16 protein-coding genes and 2 pseudogenes are annotated in these 24,499 nt (G+C 65.1%); 10 read left to right on the forward strand and 8 right to left on the reverse strand.

Translation table 11 applies throughout. The annotated features are described in order from the left end of the window. Positions 1 to 5: 5 nt before the first annotated feature. Complete coding sequence (pdxY, locus tag J2Y48_RS05440) at positions 6 to 881, reverse strand: pyridoxal kinase PdxY (RefSeq protein ID WP_310413881.1); 876 nt, start codon at positions 879 to 881, stop codon at positions 6 to 8. A 341-nt stretch (positions 882 to 1,222) separates the two neighbouring features. On the opposite strand from pdxY, the gene J2Y48_RS05445 reads away from it, so the two are divergent. Both J2Y48_RS05445 and J2Y48_RS05450 read left to right on the forward strand, forming a co-directional pair. Continuing rightward, positions 1,223 to 6,013, forward strand: coding sequence for an NAD-glutamate dehydrogenase (locus J2Y48_RS05445; protein ID WP_310413884.1), 4,791 nt, complete (start codon positions 1,223 to 1,225; stop codon positions 6,011 to 6,013). A gap of 139 nt (positions 6,014 to 6,152) precedes the next feature. Then, positions 6,153 to 7,553, forward strand: coding sequence for an MFS transporter (locus J2Y48_RS05450; protein WP_310413886.1), 1,401 nt, complete (start codon positions 6,153 to 6,155; stop codon positions 7,551 to 7,553). A gap of 53 nt (positions 7,554 to 7,606) precedes the next feature. Here J2Y48_RS05450 and J2Y48_RS05455 read toward each other — a convergent pair whose 3' ends face one another. The 4 genes and pseudogenes from J2Y48_RS05455 to J2Y48_RS05470 all read right to left on the reverse strand — a co-directional run bounded on the left by J2Y48_RS05455 (position 7,607) and on the right by J2Y48_RS05470 (position 9,754). After that, positions 7,607 to 7,894 carry a helix-turn-helix domain-containing protein gene (locus J2Y48_RS05455; protein WP_310413889.1) on the reverse strand — a complete coding sequence of 96 codons (288 nt, stop codon included), beginning with the start codon at positions 7,892 to 7,894 and terminating at the stop codon, positions 7,607 to 7,609. Positions 7,895 to 8,089: 195 nt separating this feature from the next. Next, positions 8,090 to 8,458, reverse strand: a pseudogene (locus J2Y48_RS25315) (hypothetical protein); the annotation flags it as partial. Beyond that, positions 8,361 to 8,813: a hypothetical protein gene (locus J2Y48_RS05465; protein ID WP_310413895.1), complete on the reverse strand. Its 453-nt coding sequence runs from the start codon at positions 8,811 to 8,813 to the stop codon at positions 8,361 to 8,363. The pseudogene J2Y48_RS25315 and the gene J2Y48_RS05465, both read right to left, overlap by 98 nt. Before the next feature lie 110 nt (positions 8,814 to 8,923). Then, positions 8,924 to 9,754: a ferritin family protein gene (locus tag J2Y48_RS05470; RefSeq protein ID WP_310413898.1), complete on the reverse strand. Its 831-nt coding sequence runs from the start codon at positions 9,752 to 9,754 to the stop codon at positions 8,924 to 8,926. A gap of 125 nt (positions 9,755 to 9,879) precedes the next feature. On the opposite strand from J2Y48_RS05470, the gene J2Y48_RS05475 reads away from it, so the two are divergent. The 7 genes from J2Y48_RS05475 to J2Y48_RS05505 are packed head-to-tail and all read left to right on the forward strand — an operon-like array spanning position 9,880 to position 18,792. Then, the gene (locus tag J2Y48_RS05475; protein WP_310413901.1) at positions 9,880 to 12,180 is read left to right on the forward strand and encodes a 4Fe-4S binding protein; all 2,301 of its coding nucleotides are present in this window, start codon (positions 9,880 to 9,882) and stop codon (positions 12,178 to 12,180) included. Between the two features lie 12 nt (positions 12,181 to 12,192). Continuing rightward, positions 12,193 to 14,112 carry a TAT-dependent nitrous-oxide reductase gene (nosZ, locus tag J2Y48_RS05480; protein WP_310413904.1) on the forward strand — a complete coding sequence of 640 codons (1,920 nt, stop codon included), beginning with the start codon at positions 12,193 to 12,195 and terminating at the stop codon, positions 14,110 to 14,112. Between the two features lie 29 nt (positions 14,113 to 14,141). Beyond that, on the forward strand, positions 14,142 to 15,485 hold the full coding sequence (locus J2Y48_RS05485) for a nitrous oxide reductase family maturation protein NosD (protein ID WP_310413906.1): 1,344 nt from the start codon (positions 14,142 to 14,144) through the stop codon (positions 15,483 to 15,485). Beyond that, positions 15,482 to 16,399: an ABC transporter ATP-binding protein gene (locus J2Y48_RS05490; RefSeq protein ID WP_310413909.1), complete on the forward strand. Its 918-nt coding sequence runs from the start codon at positions 15,482 to 15,484 to the stop codon at positions 16,397 to 16,399. The genes J2Y48_RS05485 and J2Y48_RS05490 overlap by 4 nt, the downstream gene beginning before the upstream one ends. Continuing rightward, positions 16,396 to 17,220, forward strand: coding sequence for an ABC transporter permease (locus J2Y48_RS05495; protein ID WP_310413911.1), 825 nt, complete (start codon positions 16,396 to 16,398; stop codon positions 17,218 to 17,220). The genes J2Y48_RS05490 and J2Y48_RS05495 overlap by 4 nt, the downstream gene beginning before the upstream one ends. Continuing rightward, positions 17,217 to 17,786: a nitrous oxide reductase accessory protein NosL gene (locus J2Y48_RS05500; protein WP_310413915.1), complete on the forward strand. Its 570-nt coding sequence runs from the start codon at positions 17,217 to 17,219 to the stop codon at positions 17,784 to 17,786. Before J2Y48_RS05495 ends, J2Y48_RS05500 begins: the two co-directional genes overlap by 4 nt. Next, positions 17,779 to 18,792, forward strand: coding sequence for an FAD:protein FMN transferase (locus J2Y48_RS05505; protein WP_310413918.1), 1,014 nt, complete (start codon positions 17,779 to 17,781; stop codon positions 18,790 to 18,792). Before J2Y48_RS05500 ends, J2Y48_RS05505 begins: the two co-directional genes overlap by 8 nt. Before the next feature lie 39 nt (positions 18,793 to 18,831). Here J2Y48_RS05505 and J2Y48_RS05510 read toward each other — a convergent pair whose 3' ends face one another. Both J2Y48_RS05510 and J2Y48_RS05515 read right to left on the reverse strand, forming a co-directional pair. Beyond that, positions 18,832 to 19,029, reverse strand: coding sequence for a hypothetical protein (locus J2Y48_RS05510; RefSeq protein ID WP_310413921.1), 198 nt, complete (start codon positions 19,027 to 19,029; stop codon positions 18,832 to 18,834). Positions 19,030 to 19,038: 9 nt separating this feature from the next. Further along, positions 19,039 to 19,136, reverse strand: a pseudogene (locus J2Y48_RS05515) (IS481 family transposase); the annotation flags it as partial. Positions 19,137 to 19,253: 117 nt separating this feature from the next. On the opposite strand from J2Y48_RS05515, the gene J2Y48_RS05520 reads away from it, so the two are divergent. Then, on the forward strand, positions 19,254 to 20,552 hold the full coding sequence (locus J2Y48_RS05520; protein WP_310413923.1) for an amidohydrolase family protein: 1,299 nt from the start codon (positions 19,254 to 19,256) through the stop codon (positions 20,550 to 20,552). Between the two features lie 139 nt (positions 20,553 to 20,691). Here the strand turns inward: J2Y48_RS05520 and putA are convergent, their stop codons facing one another. Next, positions 20,692 to 24,399 carry a trifunctional transcriptional regulator/proline dehydrogenase/L-glutamate gamma-semialdehyde dehydrogenase gene (putA, locus tag J2Y48_RS05525; RefSeq protein ID WP_310414323.1) on the reverse strand — a complete coding sequence of 1,236 codons (3,708 nt, stop codon included), beginning with the start codon at positions 24,397 to 24,399 and terminating at the stop codon, positions 20,692 to 20,694. Positions 24,400 to 24,499: the final 100 nt, after the last annotated feature.

Consider the following 24,499-nt stretch of genomic DNA (forward strand, 5'->3'; position numbering starts at 1 on the left):
GGCGCCTACCGGGTTCGTTTGGCGGCGGGATGGACGAGCCGGCGCATCTGCACCATGGCCATCGGCGTGGCGAGGCTGGCGGCATCCTGCTCGAGGGTCAGCTCGTCTGCACCGCGCTTGGCGCTGCGCGCCACGATCTCGAAGACGCTGGCGGTCGCCAACTGCAAAGCCCGCTCCTCGGACAGGCCCTCGAGCAGCCGCGACAGGAAGACGGCGGCGACGAGATCGCCTGTCCCGTTCGGCGGGTTGGGGACCTGGCGATGCTCGGCGAGAAGGGCCGTCCGGCCGGAAAGATAGAGATTGCCGGTGCTTCCGGCCATCATCGCCACGGCGGAGGTGACCAGCATGCGCGACGGTCCGAGCGACAGCGCTGCGTCCATGATCGCGGCATTCGTCTCGAGCGGTGCACCGGCAAGCCAGGCGAGCTCGAAGCGGTTCGGGGTGGCGATCGAGGCAAGCGGCAGCAGTTCGTCGCGGATCGCCTCGGCGGTGGCAAGCGGCACATACAGGCCGCCTTCGTCGCCGCAAACCGGGTCGCAGAGATAGACGATCTCCGGGTTCTCGGCCCGCAGCGCGCGCACGAGGCGGGCAATCGAGGAGGCTTGTGCCGCCTCGCCGATATAGCCCGACAGCACCGCCTTGATCTCGCCGCGCCAGGGAGCGCCGATCAGGTCGTCGACCAGTGCGTCGAATTCGCCGGCGCCGATCACGACCCGTGTTGCCCGGCCATGCCCGGGATGCCAGGGAAGGATGACGGTGGGAACGGCCCACACCGGATGACCGAGGGATTCCAGCGCGAAGACCGCGGCCCGGTTTCCGACCGTGCCGCGCACGACATGGCTCGATATGACAAGGATCGCGCCCATTTCGACTTCGCTCATCCAATGCGTCTTTCCAGGTCGGTTGCGCCAACGATCATCCATTGAACCATGGCTTTACCATCCGCAAGAAAATGTTGGGCGGACAGTAAACATGCGCTGACGCTTGGCCGAAATCCTCGATCGGGGGCCTCCAAACCCCATCAGGGGCGTTTCGGGAATGCGGCAATTTCTGCCGATTTTGACCAGAAAATTCGAAAATTGCCCATTTTTTTGCGGAGATTGCCGCCGGTTTTGGAGATTTTCGGACAAAATCGATTGAAATCAGCCGAATAGCTACAAAAACGTCGCGAGGAGAATTTCTCTTCTGCTAGGGTCCTGTCATCCAATTTCGGGGGAAATTCATGTCTACACGCAGCAATACAAGGAGAGAGAAACAGATCGATGCGGTGGCGGCTGCCGCGGCGAAGAGAGGGGAGAAGTTCATCGATCCCTCGATCCTCTTCGGGCGAGCCAGCAACGACGATCTCGACCTCTACAGCGACGAGATGCTGGCGGCGACCGCGGCCCATGCCTACGCAGAGATCTTTGCCTGGGACGGCTGCGAACCGCGCGTGACGGTCACCACGGCCGCTGCCATCGCCCCGCAGGGAACGCCGGTCTCGATCCTGTCAGTCACCGATCGCAACCAGCCGTTCCTGTATGACTCGGTGATGGGCGAGGTGACGAGCACGCACCGCGACATCCATCTTGCCATCCATCCGATTTTGGTGATCGAACCGGACCAGGAGCCGAGGCTGTTTTCCCCCGACGAGCCGAGCGATCCGGCCCATCGCGTCAGCCACATCGAGATCCATCTCACGGCGCTTGGCGCCTCCGAGGCGGCGAGCCTGATCGAGCGCATCCACCATGTGCTCACCCAGGTTCACCTGGCGGTCGGCGATTGGAAGCCGATGATGGACACGCTGGCGCTTGCGGTTTCGGAGATGGCGCAGAACGGCGGCGCGCGCCGCCAGGCTGACAAGGACGAGGCCATCGCCTTCCTCGACTGGCTGCGCGACGACAACTTCACCTTCCTTGGCATGCGCGAGTACATCTACAGCGGCAAGGGTGACAAGGCGCTGGTCGAACGCGGCACCGGCAAGGGCCTTGGCATTTTGTCCGATCCGGATGTGCGTGTGCTGCGGCTCGGCAAGGACGCGGTGACGACGACGCCCGAAATCCTGGCCTTCTTGGAAGGGCCCGAGTTCCTGATCGTCACCAAGGCGAACGTGCGCTCCGTCGTCCACCGCCGCGCCTACATGGACTACATCGGCGTGAAACGGTTCGACTCCGACGGCAACGTCACCGGCGAACTCAGGATCGTCGGCCTGTTCACCTCGACCGCCTACACCCACGCCGCGTCGCAGATCCCGTTGCTGCGCTCCAAGGTCCAGGCGATCATCGAGCATTTCGGCTACGATCCGCAGAGCCACTCCGGCAAGATGCTGATCAACACGCTGGAATCCTATCCGCGCGACGACCTCTTCCAGATCGATACGGGATTGCTGGCGACCTTCTGCGAGCAGATCAACGAACTCGGCGACCGGCCGCGCATCCGCGTATTGCCACGGATCGACCATTTCGACCGCTTCGTCTCCGTCATCGTCTACGTGCCGCGCGAGCAGTATGATTCGGACGTACGCGAGAAAATCGGCGCCTACCTCAAGACGGTCTACGATGGGCGCGTGTCCGCCTACTATCCGGCCTTTCCGGAAGGCGGCCTGGCGCGCGTGCATTTCATCATCGGCCGCTCCGGCGGCAAGACGCCGCGCGTCCCGCAGAAGAAGCTCGAACTGGCGGTCCGCGATATCGCCACCCGCTGGACCGACCGTTTCGAGGCGCTGGCCGGGCCGGATGCGACCAAGCTGATCGCGCCGCAAGCCTATCAGGAAGCGTTCACCCCGGCGGAGGCCCACGCCGACCTCGGCATCATCGAGGCAGCGACCGAAGCCGACCCGATCCACATCGCCTTCTACCGCAAGCCCGGCAACACCGACACGAAGATGCTCGAACTGAAGATCTTCCATGCCGGCGACGCGGTGTCGCTGTCGCGGCGCGTGCCGCTTCTGGAGAACCTCGGCTTCAACGTGGTGAGCGAGCAGACGCATGACATCGAAGTGATGCAGGAAGACGGCTCGCGCCGGCTCGTCGTGCTGCACGACATGGAATTGCGCCATCGCGACGGGCTGGACATCAACCTACCGAAGCTCGCCGGCGTGCTGAAGGAAGCGTTCCTGTCGGCCTGGCACGGCCGCACGGACGACGACACGTTCAATCGCCTGGTGATGACGGCCGGCCTGAATGCCGGCGAGATCATGGTGGTGCGCGCCTACGCGCGCTATCTGCGCCAGACCGGGATCGCCTACTCGCAGGACTACATCGCCGACACGCTGAACAAGTATCCGCTCATCGCCGCCGACCTGTTCCACCTGTTTGCGACTCGCTTCGACCCGAAGCTTGCCGAGCGCAAGCGGGAAAAGCAGGGTGGCGAGCTCTCCGCCAAGATCGAAGAGGCGCTGGCCGGCGTGCCGAGCCTCGACGAGGACCGGATCCTGCGCCGCTATGTCAACGCGATCCAGTCGACGCTCAGGACAAACTACTTCCAGCGCGACGGCGAGGGCCGGCCGCTTCCCGCCCTTGCCTTCAAGCTCGATCCGCAGGCGCTCGAAGGACTGCCGGAGCCGAAGCCCTTCCGCGAGATTTTCGTCTACGGCGCCGAAGTCGAGGGCGTGCACCTGCGCTACGGCCGCGTCGCCCGCGGCGGTTTGCGCTGGTCAGACCGCGCGCAGGACTACCGCACCGAAGTGCTGGGCCTGGTGAAGGCGCAGCAGGTCAAGAACGCCGTGATCGTGCCGGTCGGCGCCAAGGGCGGCTTTTATCCGAAGCAACTGCCGGTCGGCGGCAGCCGCGATGCGGTCTTCAACGCCGGGAAGGAGGCCTACAAGACCTTCATCCGCACGCTCTTGTCGGTGACGGACAACATCGAGGGGCAGGCGGTCGTGCCGCCGCGTGACACCGTGCGGCTCGACAGCGACGATCCCTATTTCGTCGTCGCCGCCGACAAGGGCACGGCGACGTTCTCCGACACGGCGAATGCGCTGGCGCAGGAGGCCGGTTTCTGGCTCGACGACGCCTTTGCCTCCGGCGGTTCGGCCGGCTACGACCACAAGAAGATGGGGATTACCGCGCGCGGTGCCTGGGAGACGGCGAAGCGCCATTTCCGCGAGATGGACATCGACATCCAGAAGACGCCTTTCTCGGTGGTCGGCGTCGGCGACATGTCCGGCGACGTGTTCGGCAACGGCATGCTGCTGTCGCGGAAGACGCGGCTGATCGCCGCCTTCGACCACCGCGACATCTTCATCGACCCTAGCCCGGATACCGAGCTCTCCTTCGCCGAACGCAAGCGCATGTTCGCGCTGCCGCGCTCGAGCTGGCAGGATTATGACCGCGCCGCCCTCTCCAAGGGGGCGATGATCATCCCGCGCACGGAAAAATCCGTGACGCTGACCAGCGAGGCGATGGCCGCGATCGGCATCGACAAGCAAAAGGCCACCCCCTTCGAGATCATGACCGCAATCCTCAAGGCGCCGGTCGACCTGCTCTGGTTCGGCGGCATCGGCACCTATGTCCGTGCTGCCAGCGAGACGGACGCGGAGGTGGGCGACCGCGCCAACGACGCGATCCGCGTCACCGGCGAGGAGGTGCAGGCCCGGGTGATCGGCGAGGGCGCCAACCTCGGCGTCACCCAGCGCGGCCGCATCGCCTTCGGTCTCAAGGGCGGCCGGTGCAACTCGGACGCGATCGACAACTCTGCCGGCGTCAATTCGTCGGACGTCGAGGTCAACATCAAGATCGCGCTCGCCTCGGCCATGCGCGAGGAGCGGCTGACCCGGCCGAAGCGCAACACGCTGCTCGCCTCGATGACGGACGAGGTCGCGCAGCTGGTGCTGCGCAACAACTACCTGCAGTCGCTGGCGATCTCGCTCTGCGAGCGGCAGGGCCAGGCGAACCGTCCCGGCCTGTCGCGGCTGATGACGCGGCTCGAAGCTGCCGGACAGCTGAACCGCAAGGTAGAGATGCTGCCGAGCGACCAGGTGATGGACGAACGCTACCACGCCGGCAAGCCGCTGACGCGGCCGGAGATCGGCGTGCTTCTCTCCTACTCGAAGCTCGTGCTGTTCGACGAGATCCTCGAGAGCGACCTGCCGGACGATCCCTATTTCGAGCCGACCCTGATCAAGTATTTCCCGGCAAAGATGCAGCGCGCCTATGCCGAGGACATCCGGTCGCACCGGCTGCGCCGCGAGATCATCGCGACGATCCTGGCGAATGGCGTGATCAACCGCGGCGGGCCGGCCTTCGTCAGCCAGTTGACCGACGGCACCGGCTATTCGAGCGCGGACGTCGTCAAGGCGGCCATGCTGGCCTTCGAGGGCTACGAGCTGTTCCCGCTCTATGCGGCCGCTGATGCGCTGGACAATGCGATCGCCGGATCGGCGCAGAACGAGGTCTACGAGGATCTCGGCCGGATCTTCTCCAACGCCACGGCGCTGCTGCTGACCACCGGCGCCATCAACGCGCCGATGGACACGGCGGTGCACAAGCTGAAGCAGGCGCTCAAGCAACTGCGGCCGCATCTCGCCAGCCTGATGCCCGAGGCGGCGCGCGAGGAGTTGCGCCGCAAAGCGCTCTCGTTCGAGGACAAGGGCGTTCCGGAGCAGCTTGCGGGCGAGATCGCCGACCTTCTGGCGATGAGCTTCGTTCCGGAGATCATGCTGATCGCCACCCAGACGGGCGACAATCTGGTGCGCACGGCGCAGACCTTTGCCGGCATCAGCGAGACCCTCAACATCGGGGCCCTGCTCGGTGCGGCCGCGCGCGTGCCGACCACGGACCTCTACGAATCGCTCGCACTGGCGCGCAACCTCGCCGATATCGCCTTTGCGCGCCGCGAGCTCACCATGTCCGTGCTCGCCAAGCACAAGGGTGACAAGCAACCGCTCTTGGCCTGGCGGGCTGCCGACGGCGAAAGGCTGAGCCTGGTGACGGGACGCCTCGGCGCGCTGACCGAGGCCGGCGAAGCGACGCTTGCGAAGATCTCCGTCGCCGCCGGCTCTTTGAGCGACCTTGCGCACGGCCGGGCAAGGTGAGAAAGTCCTGCCGGGCGCCCCGACGCCCGGCAGCATGAGGCGCCCGAGAAAACGATAGTCGGCTAACCATCGGCTCTTGTCTCTGGCCCTGTGCCATCGCCGGCATGGGCGGCTGCACAAGCTCGGCACCGGAGGGGCGATGACAGGCAGGGAAGATACGGCCGGACGCCGAGCAGGGCGGATCGGCATCTGGGGCTGGATGCTGTTCGACTGGGCGGCCCAGCCCTTCTTCACCGTCATCACCACCTTCATCTTCGGCCCCTATCTCGTCTCGCGGATGGCGGCAGACCCGGTGGCCGGACAGGCCGCCTGGAGCTACACGCTCACGATCTCCGGCATCATCATCGCCGTGCTTTCCCCGGTGCTCGGCGCGGTCGCCGACAGGACCGGCCGGCGCAAGCCCTGGATCGGTTTCTTCGCGGTCGTCCAGATCGTATCGCTCTGGATGCTCTGGTATGCCGTGCCCGGAACAGGTCTTCTCATGCCGCTGGCGATGATCGTGCTGGCGACCATCGCCGCGGAGTTTTCGATCGTCTTCAACGATTCTATGATGCCGAGGCTGGTGCCGCCGCAGGAGGCCGGACGCATCTCGAACCTCGCCTGGGGGCTCGGCTATCTCGGCGGCATGATCGTCCTGATCGGCGTCGTGCTGCTGCTGGCGGCCAACCCGGAAACCGGCAGGACGGCGCTCGGCATCGGGCCGCTGTTCGGCCTAGACGCGGCCAAGGGCGAGGACGCGCGCATCACCGGGCCGATTTCAGCCGTCTGGTATCTTGTCTTCGTCCTGCCGATGTTCCTGTTCACGCCCGATGGCGGACGCGGCATGCGCATCGGCCCCGCGGTTGTGGCGGGCCTTGCGGATCTGCGTCACACATTTGCCGAACTGAAAGGGCGCCCCGGCATCGTCCGGTTCCTGATCGCGCGAATGATCTACCAGGACGGCGTCAACGGCCTGCTGGCGCTGGGCGGCACCTTTGCGGCGGGCATGTTTGCCTGGCAGACGATGGAGCTTGGCATCTACGGCATCATCCTGAACGTGGTGGCGATCGGTGGCTGCCTGTGGGCAAGCCGGCTCGACAGCCGCTTCGGCTCGAAGGGCGTGGTCGTCGCCAGCCTCATATGCCTGACCATCGCCACCCTCGGTATCGTTTCGACGGCACCGGGCCATACCCTGTTTGGTCTCGTCCCCCTGTCCACCGCCGATTCCGGCGGTCTGTTCGGCACCCCCGCGGAGAAGGCCTATATCGTCTACGGGCTGCTTGTCGGTATTGCCTTTGGGCCGGTGCAGGCGTCCGCGCGCTCCTATCTGGCGCGCAGCGTGGCGCCGGAGGAGGCCGGACGATATTTCGGGCTCTACGCGTTGACCGGGCGGGCCACGTCCTTTGCCGCCCCGCTCTCCGTCGGCCTGATCACCAGCGCAACCGGATCGGCCGCCCTCGGCATGGGAGCGCTCGTCGTCTTCCTCGGCGTTGGCCTCGTCCTGCTGCTGCCGACACCCTACCCTGCGCACAATCCGGACAAACGCGGGTCCCCAGGATAACGCCAAGGCCAGATCGCCGCGCCGGGGCGAGGTCGTGTCGGTACAGGCATTTCCTACGGTTGGAACATTGGGCCTTCCGTTTCATCGGCATCGTGGCGGCCCGATGCGATCGACAGCAAGATGTCGCGCTTGAGGATCGTGATGACCGACGGTCGGTCGAACTCGATCAGGCCGCTGCGCTTGAAGTCGTTGAGGCAGCGACTCACGGTTTCAAGGGTCATGCCGAGCCAATCGGCAAGGTCGGCGCGCGTGAGGTGAAGCTTGAAGGAGAGTGTGTTTCCCCCCGCGTCGGGGCCGTTGCACGGAAACTGGTTCGCCAGGTCGAGCAGCGCCGTTGCCATCTTTTCCGGGACGGTCTTTTGCCCGAGCAACGTGGCGTGCGCGCGGGAACGACCGAGCAGGCGCTGAAAGACATCGGCGGTACCGGACGCATCCATTTCGCCGTCCATTTCTTCCAATTGCGTCATCGCCATCGCAACGGCCCTGACTGGCGCAGTGGCGTATGGGCCTGCACCGAAGATCTGGCACGCACTGAAGATCTGGCCGGGACCGAGGACGTCCAGGATTTGGCGTCGTCCATCGCGGAGCGTCTGGAAGATGCAAACACAGCCCGCGACAATGCGAACGAGCGCGTCACGGTGGAAACTGCCGGCGAAGACCTGCGCGCCACGCGGGTAAAGCAGCGGTTCAGGCGAACTTTCCGGTCGACAGCTGGATTTTTGGGATCTGATGGGTTCGACGAAGGTGGTGTCGACCGTCGTGGATGTATTGAGCATAGGACTATCCGGTATCAGGCCGGACGTTCCATCAAACGGTGATTCCGGCGCGACTTGAAGGTGCCGCTGCCGCGAGGGCAGCGACGGCTCTGACGAGCAAGCCGGATGGTGGGCCACGTGGTGGCGCATTGGGCGGGAACAACCGATGGAAAAACGCCTCCGTGCGGATCGGAGTTCTGCGCTCCCGCTCGCAAGGCATCGGTTCGCCGAGCGTATCGGCCGGGCCGGGCAATGCCGCCGCCGCGCCAAGCCGGCAGGCTTCGCAGCCCTTGTTCAAGGCCAGGCCGCCGCCATCGTGCCCGCCAGCCAGAGACAGGCAGTTGTCGGGCCACGTTCCGTCGGGCAGGACGTACTGATAATCGTTCAGCGCAATGCCGTCGGGCACACCCAGCATCGGCGGCTTGTGAGCAAAACCGACAGACAGAAGGGCGATCGCGCACAAGACGCGCACCAAAGCCCACAACCTGTGTGTCATATCTGCCATCACACCACCCGAAAAAAACGTAGTCGGACGGACTCGTCTGCACAATGCGACATTTTCTCCGGCCTCTGCCGCGCCATTTCCTGTGCGTCACGCAGGAGGCGGATGCCATGTCAATGCCGCGGCAGTGCCCGGACCGCGTGCAGGCAGGCTACCAGATCGCCCGCGCAGGCTTGGGCGAACTGCCGCAGGCTCTCGTCGTGCGCATGTTCCGCAAGGTCAAGGTAGTGGTCGAGCAGATGCTCGCAAAGCGGAACAAGCCTGGCCATTACATCGGGCTCGGGGGAAGGTTTCGAGAGATCCCGCGGTGCAACGGCGGCGGCCCGTTGCTGTGCCTTGCGGGCGTGATCCCGAATCTGCTCGCCTCCCCCGGCCGGCGCCCGCCCGGCGGCATTTGCCAGATGATCCGCGAGCTTCTGTTCGAGGGCAGCAAGATCAAGGGCCGGAACATCGCCGCGCCGGTCGCGAATCGCATGAAAGGCCCGCCGGCGTTCACGGCGCAGCGTCGCGACATGCCCGAGTTCCTCCCGCGCCATTCGTTCCGCCGCTTCGCGGATCTCGTTCGTGGGGGCGTGGGCTGCGACATAGGTCCAGAACACGAAGGCTCGCTCCTCGTTTCTGACCGCCATGGAAAAGGCGCGGTAGGAGTTGAGCAGCTCCGGAGCCACCAGTGCCGCGCCCTCGTCGTCGAACATCGGCTGTGGCGGCGGAGGGGGAGCCGCCGACGCGGCATTCGTCGTTCCAATCCACTTCTCGACATTGTCGAGATGACCCTGCTCCTCGGAAACAAGCGCCTCGAATACCGCGGCGAGGGCGGGCTGGTCTTCGTCCCGCATCCGTCGAGCCAGCGCCGCATAGCCACTTATCGCTTCCATTTCCATGGAGCGCGCAAGCGCGAGCACCTCGTTCATGGAGCCGACAATCCAAGGCTCTGATTTGGTCACAGATTTTCTCTCCTAAAGAACTCGGTAATCATTCTCTTCGAAAGTCAACCAAAAAAGTTTGTCCTAGATCAAGGATCGTTGCCTCCTGACATCATAAGCCTAACCGCCATAGAAAGCCGGAGCCTATGTCAGATACCCGTATCTCTTTGCCGCGCCGCAATATTGCAACAGTTTTGATTTGGTCATTTCTGATCGTTCTTGCACTGGCGTTTCCCAGTTTTGCAGGCGGACAGCTTGGTACCTTCCTCGAAAAGGTCCAACCGAGCGAACTCTTCCAGGGCGCCGACCGCTTTGGCGAACCGAGCGGCGATCCGCCGATCGTGCCGGTCCTGCGCGGCGATGACGTACTCGGCTATGCCTACCTGAATTCCGACTTCACCAGTTCGATCGGCTATTCCGGCAAGCCGATCCATATCGTCGTCGGCATCGACGCCCAGGGCGTCATTCGCGGCTTCAAACTGGTCGACCACAAGGAGCCGATCGTCCTGATCGGCATACCGGAGGAAAAGGTCGTCGCCTCGATGAACGCGATGATCGGCAAGGACATGGGGCGCGTTGCCGCCGGCGCCGAGCGTCCGCCGCAGGTCGACATCGTCAGCGGTGCGACCGTCACCGTGCTGGTGATGGGCGACAGCGTCGCACGGTCGGCGGTGCAGCTGATCCGCAGCAATCGCCTAAGTGCGCAGGGCACGCCCGTGGCTGCGGCCGCCGTCTCGGAAGTTCGCAAGCTCAATCTGGCAAAAACCGAGACCAGCGACTGGCAGACCCTGCTTGGCGATGGCTCGATTCGCAGCCTCCGAATGACCGTGGGCGAGGTGTCGGACGCCTTCCGGCAGGCCGGTGAGACGATTGCCGCCGGTAAGCCGGAAACCAAACATCCCGAGGATCGCTTCATCGACCTCTATCTCGCACCCGTCAGCGTGCCGGCAATTGGCAGGACATTGCTCGGCGATGCTGCCTATGACCGGCTGGCGGAGAAGCTGAAGCCGGGACAGGCCGCTATCCTGGTCGCGGGCGACGGCGCCTATTCGTTCAAGGGATCCGGCTATGTCCGCGGTGGGATCTTCGATCGCATCGAGCTGCTGCAGGACGGCCAGGGCCTTCGCTTCCGCGACCGCGACCATACCCGCATTCCCGCCCTAGCAGCCGAGGGGGCGCCGCGCCTGCGCGAAATCGCCCTTTACGTCGTGCCGACCGAATTTGCCTTCGACGTCCTGCAGCCGTTCGAGTTGCAGATGCTGGTCCAGCGCAGTGCCGAGGGCCGTGACAAGTCCGTCCTCACCTACAATCTGGGCTACACGCTGCCCGATGCCTATGTGACGATCGAAAGCCCGCCGCCTGCGCCAGCGGCCGTGCCCGCCGCTCCGCCGGTGCCTCCGGCCGGCGACCTCCTGACGGACCAGCAGATCGCCGACGGTCAGCCGCTTTGGCTGCGGATGTGGGACATGAACCGCGTCAAGATCGGCGTCACCGCCGTCGCCCTGCTCGTGCTGACCGGTATCTTCTTCTTCCAGGACTGGCTGGTGAAGCGCCCGGTGATGTTTGCCTGGATCCGGCGCGGCTTCCTGCTGTTCACCCTGGTGTGGCTCGGCTGGTACGCCAACGCGCAGCTTTCGGTGGTCAACGTCCTGACCTTCATGAATTCGCTGATCACCGGTTTCAACTGGGAGTTCTTCCTGTCGGCGCCGCTGATCTTCATCCTGTGGGCAGCGGTCGCCGCCGCGCTGCTGTTCTGGGGTCGCGGACCGTTCTGCGGCTGGCTCTGCCCGTTCGGGGCGCTGCAGGAGCTGACCAACAACATCGCCCAGTGGCTGAAGGTGCCGCAGGTTCGCCTCCCCTGGGGGCTGCATGAACGGTTGTGGCCGATCAAGTACATCATCTTTCTCGGCCTGTTCGGTCTGTCGCTCTATTCGGTAGCGCTTGCCGAGGTTTTTGCCGAGGTCGAGCCGTTCAAGACGGCGATCATCCTCAAGTTCGCACGGGAATGGCCGTTCGTGGTCTTCGCCCTGACGGTCCTGTCGGCGGGACTGTTCATCGAGCGCTTCTACTGCCGCTACCTCTGCCCGCTCGGCGCCGCACTCGCCATCCCGGGCCGTATCCGGATGTTCGAATGGCTGAAGCGCTGGCCCGAATGCGGCTCGCCGTGCCAGCGCTGCGCCAAGGAATGCCCGGTGCAGTCGATCCATCCCGAGGGCCAGATCAACGTCAACGAATGCATCTACTGCATGCACTGCCAGGAGCTCTATCACGACGACCATCGCTGTCCGCACATGATCCAGGTGCGGCTGAAGCGGGAGAAGTTCATGGCGCTGTCGACACCGGCGTCGCGCGGTGACGCGCCAGCCAAGACCGTCGTTACCCACAAGGGAGCGCCGATCCAGAAAGCAGATCCACAAGTGGACAATCCAGCACCGTCAACCAACTAAGGAGAGGACACCATGTCAGACCAAGAGAACCGAATTAGCCTCAATCGGCGCCAGATGTTGGGATCGGCCGCTTTCGCCGCCGCAGCAGGCGCGGCAACCGTCGGAGGCGCCATCAGCCTGACGGCCGGATCGGCTACATCGGCAGTTGCCCAGGACGCCGACGGCCACAGCTATGAAGTCAAGCCGGGCGAGCTCGACGAATACTACACCTTCTTCTCCAGCGGCCAGACCGGCGAGGTCCGTATCGTCGGGCTCCCCTCGATGCGCGAGCTGATGCGCATTCCGGTCTTCAACCGCTGCAGTGCGACCGGCTGGGGGCAGACGAATGAAAGCCGCAAGATCCTGACCGAAGGCCTGCTGCCGGAAACCGTCGAGTTCCTCAGCGACCAGGGCGGCATCTACCTGAACGGCGACCTCCACCATCCGCATCCGTCCTTCACCGATGGCACCTACGACGGCCGCTATCTCTTTGCCAACGACAAGGCCAACACGCGCGTCTGCCGCATTCGTCTTGACGTGATGAAGTGCGACAAGATCATCCAGCTGCCGAACCAGCACACGGTGCACGGCCTGCGTGTGCAGAAGTACCCGAAGACCGGCTACGTGTTCTGCAACGGCGAAGACCGGGTTCCGATCCCGAACGACGGCAAGATCCTCGGCGATCACAAGCAGTACCACGCCATCTTCACCGCCGTGGACGGCGAAACCATGAAGGTGGCATGGCAGGTGATGGTCGACGGCAACCTCGACAACGTCGACTGCGACTACCAGGGCAAATATGCGTTCGCGACCTGCTACAACTCGGAAGAGGGCGTCAACCTCGCCGAGATGATGGGCAGCGAGCAGGACTGGGTCGTCATCTTCAACCTCAAGCGGATCGAAGAAGCCGTCGCCAAGGGCGATTTCAAGGAAATGGGCGGCGTGCCGGTCATCGACGGCCGGAAGGGTTCCCCCTATACCCGCTACGTTCCGGTCTCCAACAGCCCGCACGGCATGAATACGGCGCCGGACGGCATCCACGTCGTCGCCAACGGCAAGCTGTCGCCGACGGTCACCGTGTTCGACGTGCGCAAGTTCGACGACCTGTTCGACGACAAGATCAAGCCGCGCGACACCGTCGTCGCCGAGCCGGAACTGGGCCTCGGGCCGTTGCACACCGCCTATGACGGCAAGGGCAATGCCTACACGACGCTGTTCATCGACAGCCAGGTCTGCAAATGGAACATCGAGGACGCCAAGCGCGCCTTTGCCGGCGAGAAGGTCGATCCGATCCGCCAGAAGCTCGACGTCCATTATCAGCCCGGCCATAACCACACGTCGATGGGGCAGACCAAGGAAGCCGACGGCAAGTGGCTCGTCTCGCTCAACAAGTTCTCCAAGGACCGCTATCTCAACGTCGGCCCGTTGAAGCCGGAGAACGACCAGCTCATCGACATTTCCGGCGACGAGATGGTCATCGTGCACGACGGCCCGTCCTTTGCCGAACCGCATGACGCCACGATCGTGCATGCCTCGAAGATCAACCCGGTCCATGTCTGGAACCGTGACGATCCGTTCTTCGCCGATGCCGTCGCCCAAGCCAAGGCGGATGGCATCGATCTGATGCTGGACAGCGAGGTCATTCGCGACGGCGACAAGGTCCGCGTCTATATGACGTCGGCAGCGCCGGCCTTCGGCCTGGAGGACTTCACTGTCAAACAGGGCGACGAGGTGACCGTATACATCACCAACATCGACGAGGTGGAAGACCTGACCCACGGCTTCGCCATCATCAACTACGGCGTAAACATGGAAATCGGCCCGCAGGCGACCGCATCGGTCACCTTCAAGGCCAACCGGCCTGGCGTATGGTGGTACTACTGCTCGTGGTTCTGCCACGCCATGCACATGGAAATGAAGGGCCGCATGTTCGTCGAGCCCAAGTCGGCGTGATGTCGGCGCATTTCACAAAGACAGCAGGGATGGCGGCCGCTCTGGCCGCCCTTCCAGCCGTGGCGGTGGCCGCCAGCCTGGCCGTGGCGCCGGTTGACGGCCGGCCGCTGCAGCAGGCCATCGATGCGGCGATGCCAGGCGATGTCCTCACCCTCGAGCCGGGCGACCATATCGGGCCGGTCGTCATCGACAAGCCGCTGACGCTCGTCGGGAAGCCAGGGGCAGCGGTCCGCGGCAATGGCCGGGGGAGCGTCATCAGGATCGAGGCGGAGGGTGTCACGGTGCGCGGGCTTGCGGTCAGCGGATCAGGTCGCGAACTGCCCGCCCGCGATTCCGGCATCTATGCCGCCCAGACCGCGATGGGTGCCGTCATCGAAGACAACACGGTGACCGACAACCTGTCCGGAATCTATCTCTACGGCGCGGTGGATTCGATTGCCCGGCGCAACCGCATCGTCGGCCTGAAGAGTGGCCGGCTGAGCGAAGCCGGCAGCGGCGTGACGATATGGAATGCGCCCGGCGCCAAGGTACAGGACAACGACATCAGCTTCGGCAGGGACGGGATCGCCACCACAGCCAGCAAGCGGAACGTCTTCAGCGGCAACCACTTCCGCAATCTGCGTTTCGCCATCCACTACATGTATACGAACGACAGCGAGATCAGGGACAACGTCTCGACCGGCAACTCTGTCGGCTATGCGATCATGTATTCGAATCGGCTGAAGATCAGCGGCAACGTCTCCGATGGCGACCGCGACCACGGCCTGCTTCTCAATGCCGCCAACAGTTCGGAAATCCGAGACAACATGGTAAGGGGGCGCATGCAGCCCATCGATCGCTGGTTGTCGGCCGGCGTGCAGAGCGGCGAACACGGCATGCCGAAGCAAGACGCCGGTGAGGTTGCTGCGGATCAGCGCGAGCGGCTCGGCCCGGAAAAATGCGTTTTCATCTACAATGCCAACCGCAATCGTTTTTTCGACAACCGCTTCGAGGGGTGTAACATCGGCATCCACTTCACCGCCGGGTCGGAAGGCAACAAATTGAGCGGCAACGCCTTCATCGACAACCGCAACCAGGTCAAATACGTCGGTACCCGCTTTGTCGACTGGTCGAGCGACGGCCGCGGCAACTACTGGAGTGACAATCCCGCCTTCGACCTCAACGGCGACGGCATCGGCGACAACCCCTATCGTCCGAACGATCTGATCGATCGGGTGCTCTGGACCGCGCCACAGGCGAAATTGCTCACCACCAGCCCGGCCGTCCAGGTCATCCGTTGGGCACAGTCCCAGTTTCCGGCGTTGCTGCCGGGGGGCGTCGTCGACAGCCACCCGCTGATGGCACCGATTGCAGACAGGAGCGCAAAGCCGTGACGGCAACCGTGAATATCGAGGGCGTGTCCAAGCGCTATGGCAAGGTCGATGCCGTGCGGGATGTCGCCCTGACGCTCGAGGGGGGCGAGACCGTTGCGCTCGTCGGCCATAACGGCGCCGGCAAGACGACGCTCATCAAGATGATGCTCGGCCTCATCCGCCCCACCGCGGGAAGCGTTCGCATGCTCGGCGAGGACCCCGGCAAGGGTGACGTCATGGCGCGTAAGCGTCTCGGCTACCTGCCCGAAAGCGTGTCCTTTCACATGGCCCTGACGGGGCGGGAAACGCTGGCCTTCTACGCCCGGCTGAAACGCGTCGATATCGCCTCCACCGACGCGCTGTTCGAGCGGGTCGGATTAGCGCCGCAGGCGGCCGCCCGGCCGGTGCGGACCTACTCGAAGGGCATGCGCCAGCGGCTGGGCCTTGCCCAGGCGCTGCTCGGCGAGCCCCGCGTCCTGCTGCTCGACGAACCGACAAGCGGGCTCGATCCGGCCTTGCGGCGCAGTTTCTACGACCTGATCACCGACCTTCGCACGCGTGGGACGACGGTGCTCCTGTCCTCGCACGCGCTGACCGAGCTCGAAGACAGGGCGGATCGGGTGATCATCCTCAACAAGGGCATCAAGATCGCCGACGGCACGCTGGACGATCTGCGGCGCATTGCGCGGCTGCCGACCCGGATCAGCGTCAAGCTCGCCAAGGACGCGCCGGTTCCGGCCTGGGCTCAGGGCAACGGCCGCTGGAAGCCGGGGACAAACGGGATCTTCGAGGCCGACGTCTCGCCGGAAGACAAGATCGCACTGCTTGGCGACATCACCGCGCCGCCGTCACCGCTTGCCGGTCTGACCATCACAGAGCCGACGCTCGACGATCTCTATGCCCACTTTCTCGACGGCCAGGAGATGAGCCGATGAACGTCCTGATCGTTGCCCGCAAGGAAATCCAGGAAGGCCTGCGCAATCGCTGGGTCCTTGCCACCACGCTGCTGCTGGCGACGCTGGCGCTGACGCTGTCGTTTCTCGGCAGTGCGCCGACCGGCAATGTTGGCGTCAACCGCCTCGACATCGTCATCGTCAGCCTTTCCAGCCTGACGATCTTCCTGGTGCCGCTGATTGCGCTGCTGCTTTCGCACGACGCGATTGTCGGCGAGGCCGAGCGCGGGACGCTGTTGCTGCTTTTGAGCTATCCGCTCGGACGCAGCGAGGTGGTTTTCGGAAAGTTCCTCGGCCATCTGGCGATCCTCGCATTTGCCACCCTGTTCGGTTACGGCGCGGCGGCTGCGGCACTGACGATAACCGGCTCTGAGATCAGCGTCGAAAGCTGGCAGGCGTTTCTCTTCATGGTCGCATCCTCGGTCCTGCTTGGGGCGGTGTTTCTTGCGATCGGCTATCTCACCAGTACGCTTGCCCGGGAGCGCAGCACGGCCGGCGGAATAGCCATTGGCATCTGGCTGTTTTTCGTCCTCATCTACGACATGGCTCTGCTCGGCGGGCTGGTGGCGGCCCAGGGCCATGCCGTTCCGGCGCTGCTCCTCGATCTGTTGCTGGTCGCCAACCCGACCGACGCCTATCGTCTGCTCAACCTCGGCTCCGGCAACACCGCAGCCCTGTCCGGCATGGGCGGGATCGCCGGCCACACCGGCCTGTCGGCTCCGATTTTGATCGGGGCACTGATCGCCTGGATCGCCGTGCCGCTCGGCTGGGCGAATATCGTCTTTTCGAGGAGGGAAGTATGAAGCCTTCTGTCCTGTGCGCCGTCCTGGGCGCCGCACTTCTCCTGGCATCCTGCAACAAGCAGGAGGACGTGGCCGCCCCGCCTCCGTTTGCCCTGACGGAGGATGCGATGGGCCGCTATTGCGGCATGAACGTGCTCGAGCATCCCGGCCCGAAGGGGCAGATCATCCTGCAGCAGGTTCCGGAGGCCATCTGGTTTTCCTCGGCGCGCGATACGCTCGCATTCACCATGTTGCCCGAGGAACCTCGCGATATTGCGGCAATCTATGTCTCGGACATGGGCAAGGCTCCGAACTGGGAGGAGCCGGGCGCGGAGAACTGGATCGATGCGAAGACGGCATTCTTCGTGATCGGCAGCTCGCGGCGAGGCGGGATGGGCACGGAGGAGGCGGTGCCCTTCTCCAGTGAGGCCGATGCCCGCGCCTTCGCGGGCACGCACGGCGGCCGCGTGGTGCGCTTCGAGGAGATGCCGCACGACTATATCCTCGGATCCGGCGCCGAGGCTTCTCCGGAGGACGCCGGCGCCGCCGATGAAACAACAGGCACGGATGGGCAGGACCATGGCTGAGTTGATCTCCCGGCGTCGGGCAATCACGATCATCGCGGCGGTCGGCGGCCTGCCGCTGCTATCCGTTTCCGACCTCGCTAAGGCCGCAGTGGAACCGGTCATCTGGAAGGGTCAGGCGCTCGGTGCACCGGCAACGCTGATCATCAACCATCCCGACCGAAGTGCTGCCGAACGGCTGATCAGCCGCGTCGTCAGCGAAGTGGACAGGCTGGAATCCATCTTCAGCCTCTATCGGGAAGCCTCCGCCCTCAACGAGTTGAACAGGGTTGGCGGCCTGGCCGTGCCGCCGCCGGAACTGGTTGAGGTTCTGGGCGCCTGCCGGACGGCTTGGGAAGCGACCGACGGCGTTTTCGATCCGACCATCCAGCCGCTGTGGGCACTTTACGCCCGGCACTTCTCTTCGCCCGCGGCCGACGCGGCTGGTCCGTCGCGGCAGGACCTCAAGGAAGCGCAGACACGGACAGGGTTCGATGCCGTTCGCTTCAGCCGTGACCGGATCGCTTTCGCGCGCCCGAACATGGCGCTGACGCTGAATGGCATCGCGCAAGGCTATGTCACCGATCGCGTGGTGGCCCTGTTGCGCGCTGGGGGCATTACGAGCAGCCTTGTCAGCATGGGGGAGAACCGCGCCATCGGCGCGACGGCGGACGGCAGCGCCTGGCGCATCGGGCTTGCCGATACGGAAGCGGGCGCGCAGCCCGACACCGTGCTCGGCGTGATCGACAAAGCGGTTGCGACCTCGAGCGCCGCCGGCTTCCATTTCGATCGGGCCGGTCGTTTCGGTCATATCCTCGACCCGCGCTCCGGCGCCATGCCGCCCCGCTATCGCCGCGTGACGGTGATCGCTCCCGACGCGACGACGGCGGATGCCTTCTCGACGGCGGCCAGTCTCGTGGGACAGGCGGAGATCGAGACGATCGTCAGCAGGAATTCGTCGCTGACGGTCGACCTGGTTCTCGATGATGGAAAGCAGGCGCGTTTCGGGAAGGCTGTCGACGTCCTGTAAGGCGGGTCGGCTCAAGGACCGCCCGAGCACTGGCGGCTATCACGGCGTGCTGGACGTCGAGAAGACGTTGTCCCACCGGGCTACGGCGACGGTGGCGATCGAGGTTTTCATTCTGCCAAGGCTGGCGGTGCAAACCTTTCCGGATCTCGACCTGAAATCGACCGCGACCTCGACACCGCGCCAGGCGATGCGCGCCTTGCCCGGGAAGTTGGTGTGGGAAAGATCAGTAACCGCCACGCCTTAGGTCTGCGGCGCATGGGCTTTGCAAAGGTAGCCTTCAACAACGGCGCGGCCATCTCCTCTCGACGCAACGGCGTCAAACGGGCATTCTTGTGAATGTTCAATTTGGCCTCCGCGAATCACTGAAGCTTCGACAAGCTCAGAATTTCCGGCCGGGCCGAATCGACAACCTCCCGATAGCTCACGTGAGTCTTCCTCCGTCCATTTATACAGGTGCCCCCATGTTCGACGTGCTGATCAAGAATGCCAATCTCCCCGACGGTCGCGAGGGCATCGACATTGCAATCAAGGGCGACAAGATCGTCGACGTCGGGCCGCGGATCGAGGCAGAGGCCGGCGAGGTGATCGAGGCGAGCGGGCGGCTGGTGACGCCGCCTTTCGTCGACCCGCATTTCCACATGGATGCGACGCTCTCACTCGGCCTGCCGCGCATGAACGTCTCCGGCACGCTGCTCGAGGGCATCGCGCTTTGGGCCGAGCTGCGCCCGACGCTGACGCGCGAGGCGCTGGTGGAGCGCGCCCTGCGTTATTGTGATCTGGCCGTCGCCCAGGGCCTGCTCGCCATCCGCAGCCATGTCGACACGAGCGATCCGGCACTCGTCACCGCCGAGGCGCTGATCGAGGTGCGCGAGAAGGTCGCCCCCTATATCGACCTGCAACTCGTCGCCTTCCCGCAGGACGGCTACTACCGTGCAAAGGACGGCGTAGAATCCTTGAACCGTGCGCTCGACATGGGCCTCGACATCGTCGGCGGCATCCCGCATTTCGAGCGCACCATGGCCGACGGCGCGGCGTCGGTGTCCGCACTCTGCAAGATCGCCGCCGACCGCGGCCTGCCGGTCGACATGCACTGCGACGAGACCGACGATCCAATGTCGCGCCACATCGAAACGCTCGCCGCCGAGACGGTGCGCTACGGGTTGCAGGGCCGCGTCGCCGGCTCGCACCTGACCTCGATGCACTCGATGGACAACTACTACGTCTCCAAGCTCATTCCGCTGATGGCGGAGGCGGAGATCAACGTCATCCCGAACCCGCTGATCAACATCATGCTGCAGGGCCGGCACGACACCTACCCCAAGCGCCGCGGTATGACGCGCGTGCGCGAACTGATGGAGGCCGGCCTCAACGTCTCCTTCGGCCACGACTGCGTTATGGACCCGTGGTACTCGATGGGCTCCGGCGACCTGCTCGAGGTCGGCCACATGGCGATCCACGTCGCACAGATGGCCGGCATCGAGGACAAGCGGAAGATTTTCGACGCGCTGACGGTCAATTCGGCCAAGACGATGGGGCTGCAGGGTTATGGCCTGGAAAAGGGCTGCAACGCCGACCTGGTGATCCTGCAGGCACGCGATACGCTGGAAGCGCTGCGGCTGAAGGCCAATCGCCTCGTCGTCATGCGGCGCGGCAAGGTCATCGCCCGCTCGGCGCCACGCTTCAGCGAGCTGAAGCTTGAGGGGCGGCCGACGGCGGTCGATGCCGCCGACTATGCGCCGCTGCGGCCGGGCGAACTTTGAAGCTCGGCCGGGCTAAAGGCTCGCCCCTTCGAGCGATTGCCAATCAAGAAACAAAAATGGCGGCTCACCGGAGCCGCCATTTTCTTTCGTGTTCTTTCGCCCAGCCCCGGAGCAGGTCCGGGGCGGGGAGCGCACAGAGTCAGCCGATTGCCATCAGGCTGGCATTGCCACCGGCGGCGGTGGTGTTGATCGAGGTCGAGACTTCCTCCAGCAGCCAGTTGAGGCAGTAGGCATCCGCGTTCTGCGCCGCAAGCGCCTCCGTCGACGCCGCCTGGACGAGCACCAGCGGGCCGGGCAGGGTTGCGATCTTCTCGTTGACGGCACGAATGCGCTCGCCGTCGCCCTCCACCAGCGCGCCGGCGAAGGGGCCGCTCTTGGCCCAGTCGTTCGACCAGGCAAGGCGGCCGGCAACGCTCGCCGGCAGATCCTTGAGCGATGCCTGCAGGCCGGAGGCCGCATCGATCACAACCCGGTTGCCGGTTGCAAGCGCTGCAACGATCTGGCTGAAGAGACCGGCTTCCGTCTGCGGCACCAGAAGGATCTGGCCGCGCGGATGCAGCGCATAGAGGTTGCGCTCACCGACCGGGCCGGGCAGCTCGATGTCGAGGCCCAGCGCCGAAGCACTTCCAGTATCGCGGGCGGCCTGCGCCAGCGCGTTCATGCCACGCTGGCCGAGCCACTTGGCGAAGTCCGAAAGGGCCGCGTCGGTGTGCACCGAGCTGTGCTGCGGCGGGATCGGCGCGGTCTTGACCAGTCGGCCTAGATAGAGCGGGCCACCGGCCTTCGGGCCGGTGCCGGACAGGCCGCGGCCGCCGAAGGGCTGGACGCCGACGATGGCGCCGATGACGTTGCGGTTGACATAGATATTGCCCACCTTCACCCGGCTCGTCACATGGGCGATCGTCTCGTCGAGGCGCGTGTGCAGACCGAAGGTCAGGCCATAGCCGGTGGCGTTGATGTCGTCGAGCAACCGGTCCAGGTCGTCGCGCTTGTAGCGGATGACGTGCAGGACCGGACCGAAGACCTCGCGCTTCAGTTCCGAAATGCCGCCGAGCTCGATGATCGTCGGCGGGACGAACGTACCCTTCGCCGTCGCGGCATCGAGGCTGATCTGCTCGACCCTGCGGCCCTTGCCGCGCATGCCTTCGATGTGCCCCTCGATGATGCCCTTGGCCTCGGCGGTGATGACCGGGCCGATGTCGACGGACAGCTTGTCGGTGCGGCCGATCTTCAACTCGTGCAATGCGCCCTTGAGCATCGTCAGCGTGCGGTCGGCGACGTCGTCCTGCAGGCAGAGCACGCGCAGTGCCGAGCAGCGCTGACCGGCGCTGTCGAAGGCGGAGGCGATCACGTCGAAGACGACCTGTTCGGCGAGCGCGGACGAATCGACGATCATGGCGTTCTGGCCGCCGGTCTCGGCGATCAGCGGGATCGGCCGGCCATCGGCCGAAAGCCGCCCGGCGAGCTGCGCCTGGATCAGGCGGGCGACCTCGGTCGAGCCGGTGAACATGACGCCGGCGGTTTCCGGTGCCCCAACGAGCGCAGCACCGACACGGCCGTCGCCCGGAAGCAGCTGCAGCGCCTCGGCGGGAACACCCGCCTCATGCAAGAGGCGCACGCCTTCGGCGGCGATCAGCGGCGTCTCCTCGGCCGGCTTCGCGAGCACCGGATTGCCGGTGACCAGGGCGGCGGCGACCTGACCGATGAAGATCGCCATAGGGAAGTTCCACGGGCTGATGCAGACGACCGGGCCGAGCGGCGCATGCGCCGGGCCGAGGGTGCGGCGTGCCTGGTCGGCGTAGTAGCGCAGGAAGTCGATCGCCTCGCGCACTTCGGCAATGGCGTTCGGCAGCGACTTGCCCGCCTCGCGGACGATCAGGCCGAGCAGCGTCGGCATGCGCGCCTGCATCGCATCGGCGGCCCGCTCGAGGCAAGCGGCACGCTCGGCCGGCGAAACGGCGGCCCAGCGCGGCGCGGCAGCGGCTGCGAGGCCAACGGCCTTGCGCGCGGTTTCATCGGAGGCTTCGGTGACCTGGCCGACGACATCACCCAGGTCGCCCGGGTTGAGGACGGGGCGGGTCTCGCCGCCGGCGACACCGGTGGCAAGCTGCGGCTCGGCCTTCCAGGCGACCGCCGCGCTGGCTTCGAGCGCTTCGCTGAGCGAGGCGAGGGCGGTCTCGTCGGAAAGGTCAAAACCGGCGGAGTTCGGCCGCGCACCGTAAAGGTTAGCAGGCAGCGCGATCTGGTCGTGGCGCGCGCCGACGACGGCCATCGAGCGAACGACCTCCGCCGGGTCGGCGATCAGATCGTCGATCGACACGGCCGGGTCGGCGATGCGGTTGACGAAGGAGGAGTTTGCGCCGTTCTCCAGGAGGCGGCGGACAAGATAGGCCAGCAGCGTCTCGTGGGTACCGACCGGCGCATAGATGCGGCAGGGCCGGTTCAGGTTGCCGCTGCCGACAACCTCGTCATAGAGCGGTTCGCCCATGCCGTGCAGGCACTGGAACTCGTACTTGCCGACGGAAAAATCCGGGCCGGCAAGATGATAGATCGTCGCCAGCGTCTGGGCGTTGTGGGTGGCAAACTGCGGGAACACCGCGTCGGTCGCCGCCAGGAGCTTCTTGGCACAGGCGATGTAGGAGACGTCGGTGTGGATCTTGCGGGTGTAGACGGGGAACTCCGCCAGCCCATCGACCTGCGCGCGCTTGATCTCCGCGTCCCAATAGGCGCCCTTGACGAGGCGCACCATGATACGGCGGTTCGAGCGGCGGGCGAGATCGATGATGAAGTCGAGCACGAACGGGCAACGCTTGCCATAGGCCTGCACGACGAAGCCGACGCCGTTCCAGCCGGCCAGATCCGGGTCGACGCAGAGGCTCTCAAGCAGGTCGAGCGACAGCTCCAGCCGGTCGGCCTCTTCGGCGTCGATGTTGAGACCAATGTTGTAGGTCTTCGACAGCAGTGCCAGCGCCTTCACCTTGGGCAGGAGTTCGTCCATGACCCGCTCGGCCTGGGCGCGCGAATAGCGCGGATGCAGGGCGGACAGCTTGATGGAGATGCCCGGGCCCTCATAGATGCCGCGGCCGGCCGAAGCCCGGCCGATCGCATTGATGGCATTTTCGTAGTCGCGATAGTAGCGCTCGGCATCGGCAGCGGTCGTCGCGGCCTCGCCCAGCATGTCGTAGGAGTAACGGAAGCCCTTCTGCTCCAGCGCACGGGCGCGGGTGACGGCCTCGTCGATGGTTTCGCCGGTGACGAACTGCTCGCCCATCATGCGCATGGCCATGTCGACGCCGCGGCGGATGACCGGCTCGCCGCAGCGGGCGATGAGGCGGGTCAAGGCTGCCGACAGGCCGCGATCGTTGACGGTGCCGGTCAGTTTGCCGGTGACGACGAGGCCCCAGGTGGCGGCGTTGACGAAGAGCGAGCGACCGCCGCCGATATGGGACTTCCAGTCGCCATCGGCGATCTTGTCGCGAATCAGCGCGTCGCGCGTCGCGGTATCCGGAATGCGCAACAATGCCTCGGCGAGACACATCAGCGCCACGCCCTCCTGGCTCGACAGGGAATACTCCTGCACCAGGCCCTCGACGCCGGTGCCCTTGTGCTTGGCGCGCAGCGCGCTGATCAGCTTGCCGGCGGTGGCGGCAATGGCGGCGCGCTGTTCAGGCGTGACCGTAGCGGCTTCTAGCAGCAGCGCCAGCGCTTCGGCCTCGGGCAGGCGATAGGCGGCGGTGATCGCCTGGCGCAGCGGACCCTGCTCGCGGATCGGCGGGGCAAAATCGGCAAAGGGGCGACGTTCACCGGCGGAGCCGGCGGTTTCCGGAGAGGAGGAGGTCTTGATCATCGTGGCGCGCTCGTCGGTGATTGGTCGTTTCAGCCGGTCGTCCGGCCTGGCCGCGCCCGCACCGGATGGTGACATTGCGCAGCATCCGGATGGTAGCACC

Origin of the sequence: Mycoplana sp. BE70 (genome assembly GCF_031455855.1) — a bacterium.
Taxonomy (GTDB): domain Bacteria; phylum Pseudomonadota; class Alphaproteobacteria; order Rhizobiales; family Rhizobiaceae; genus Mycoplana.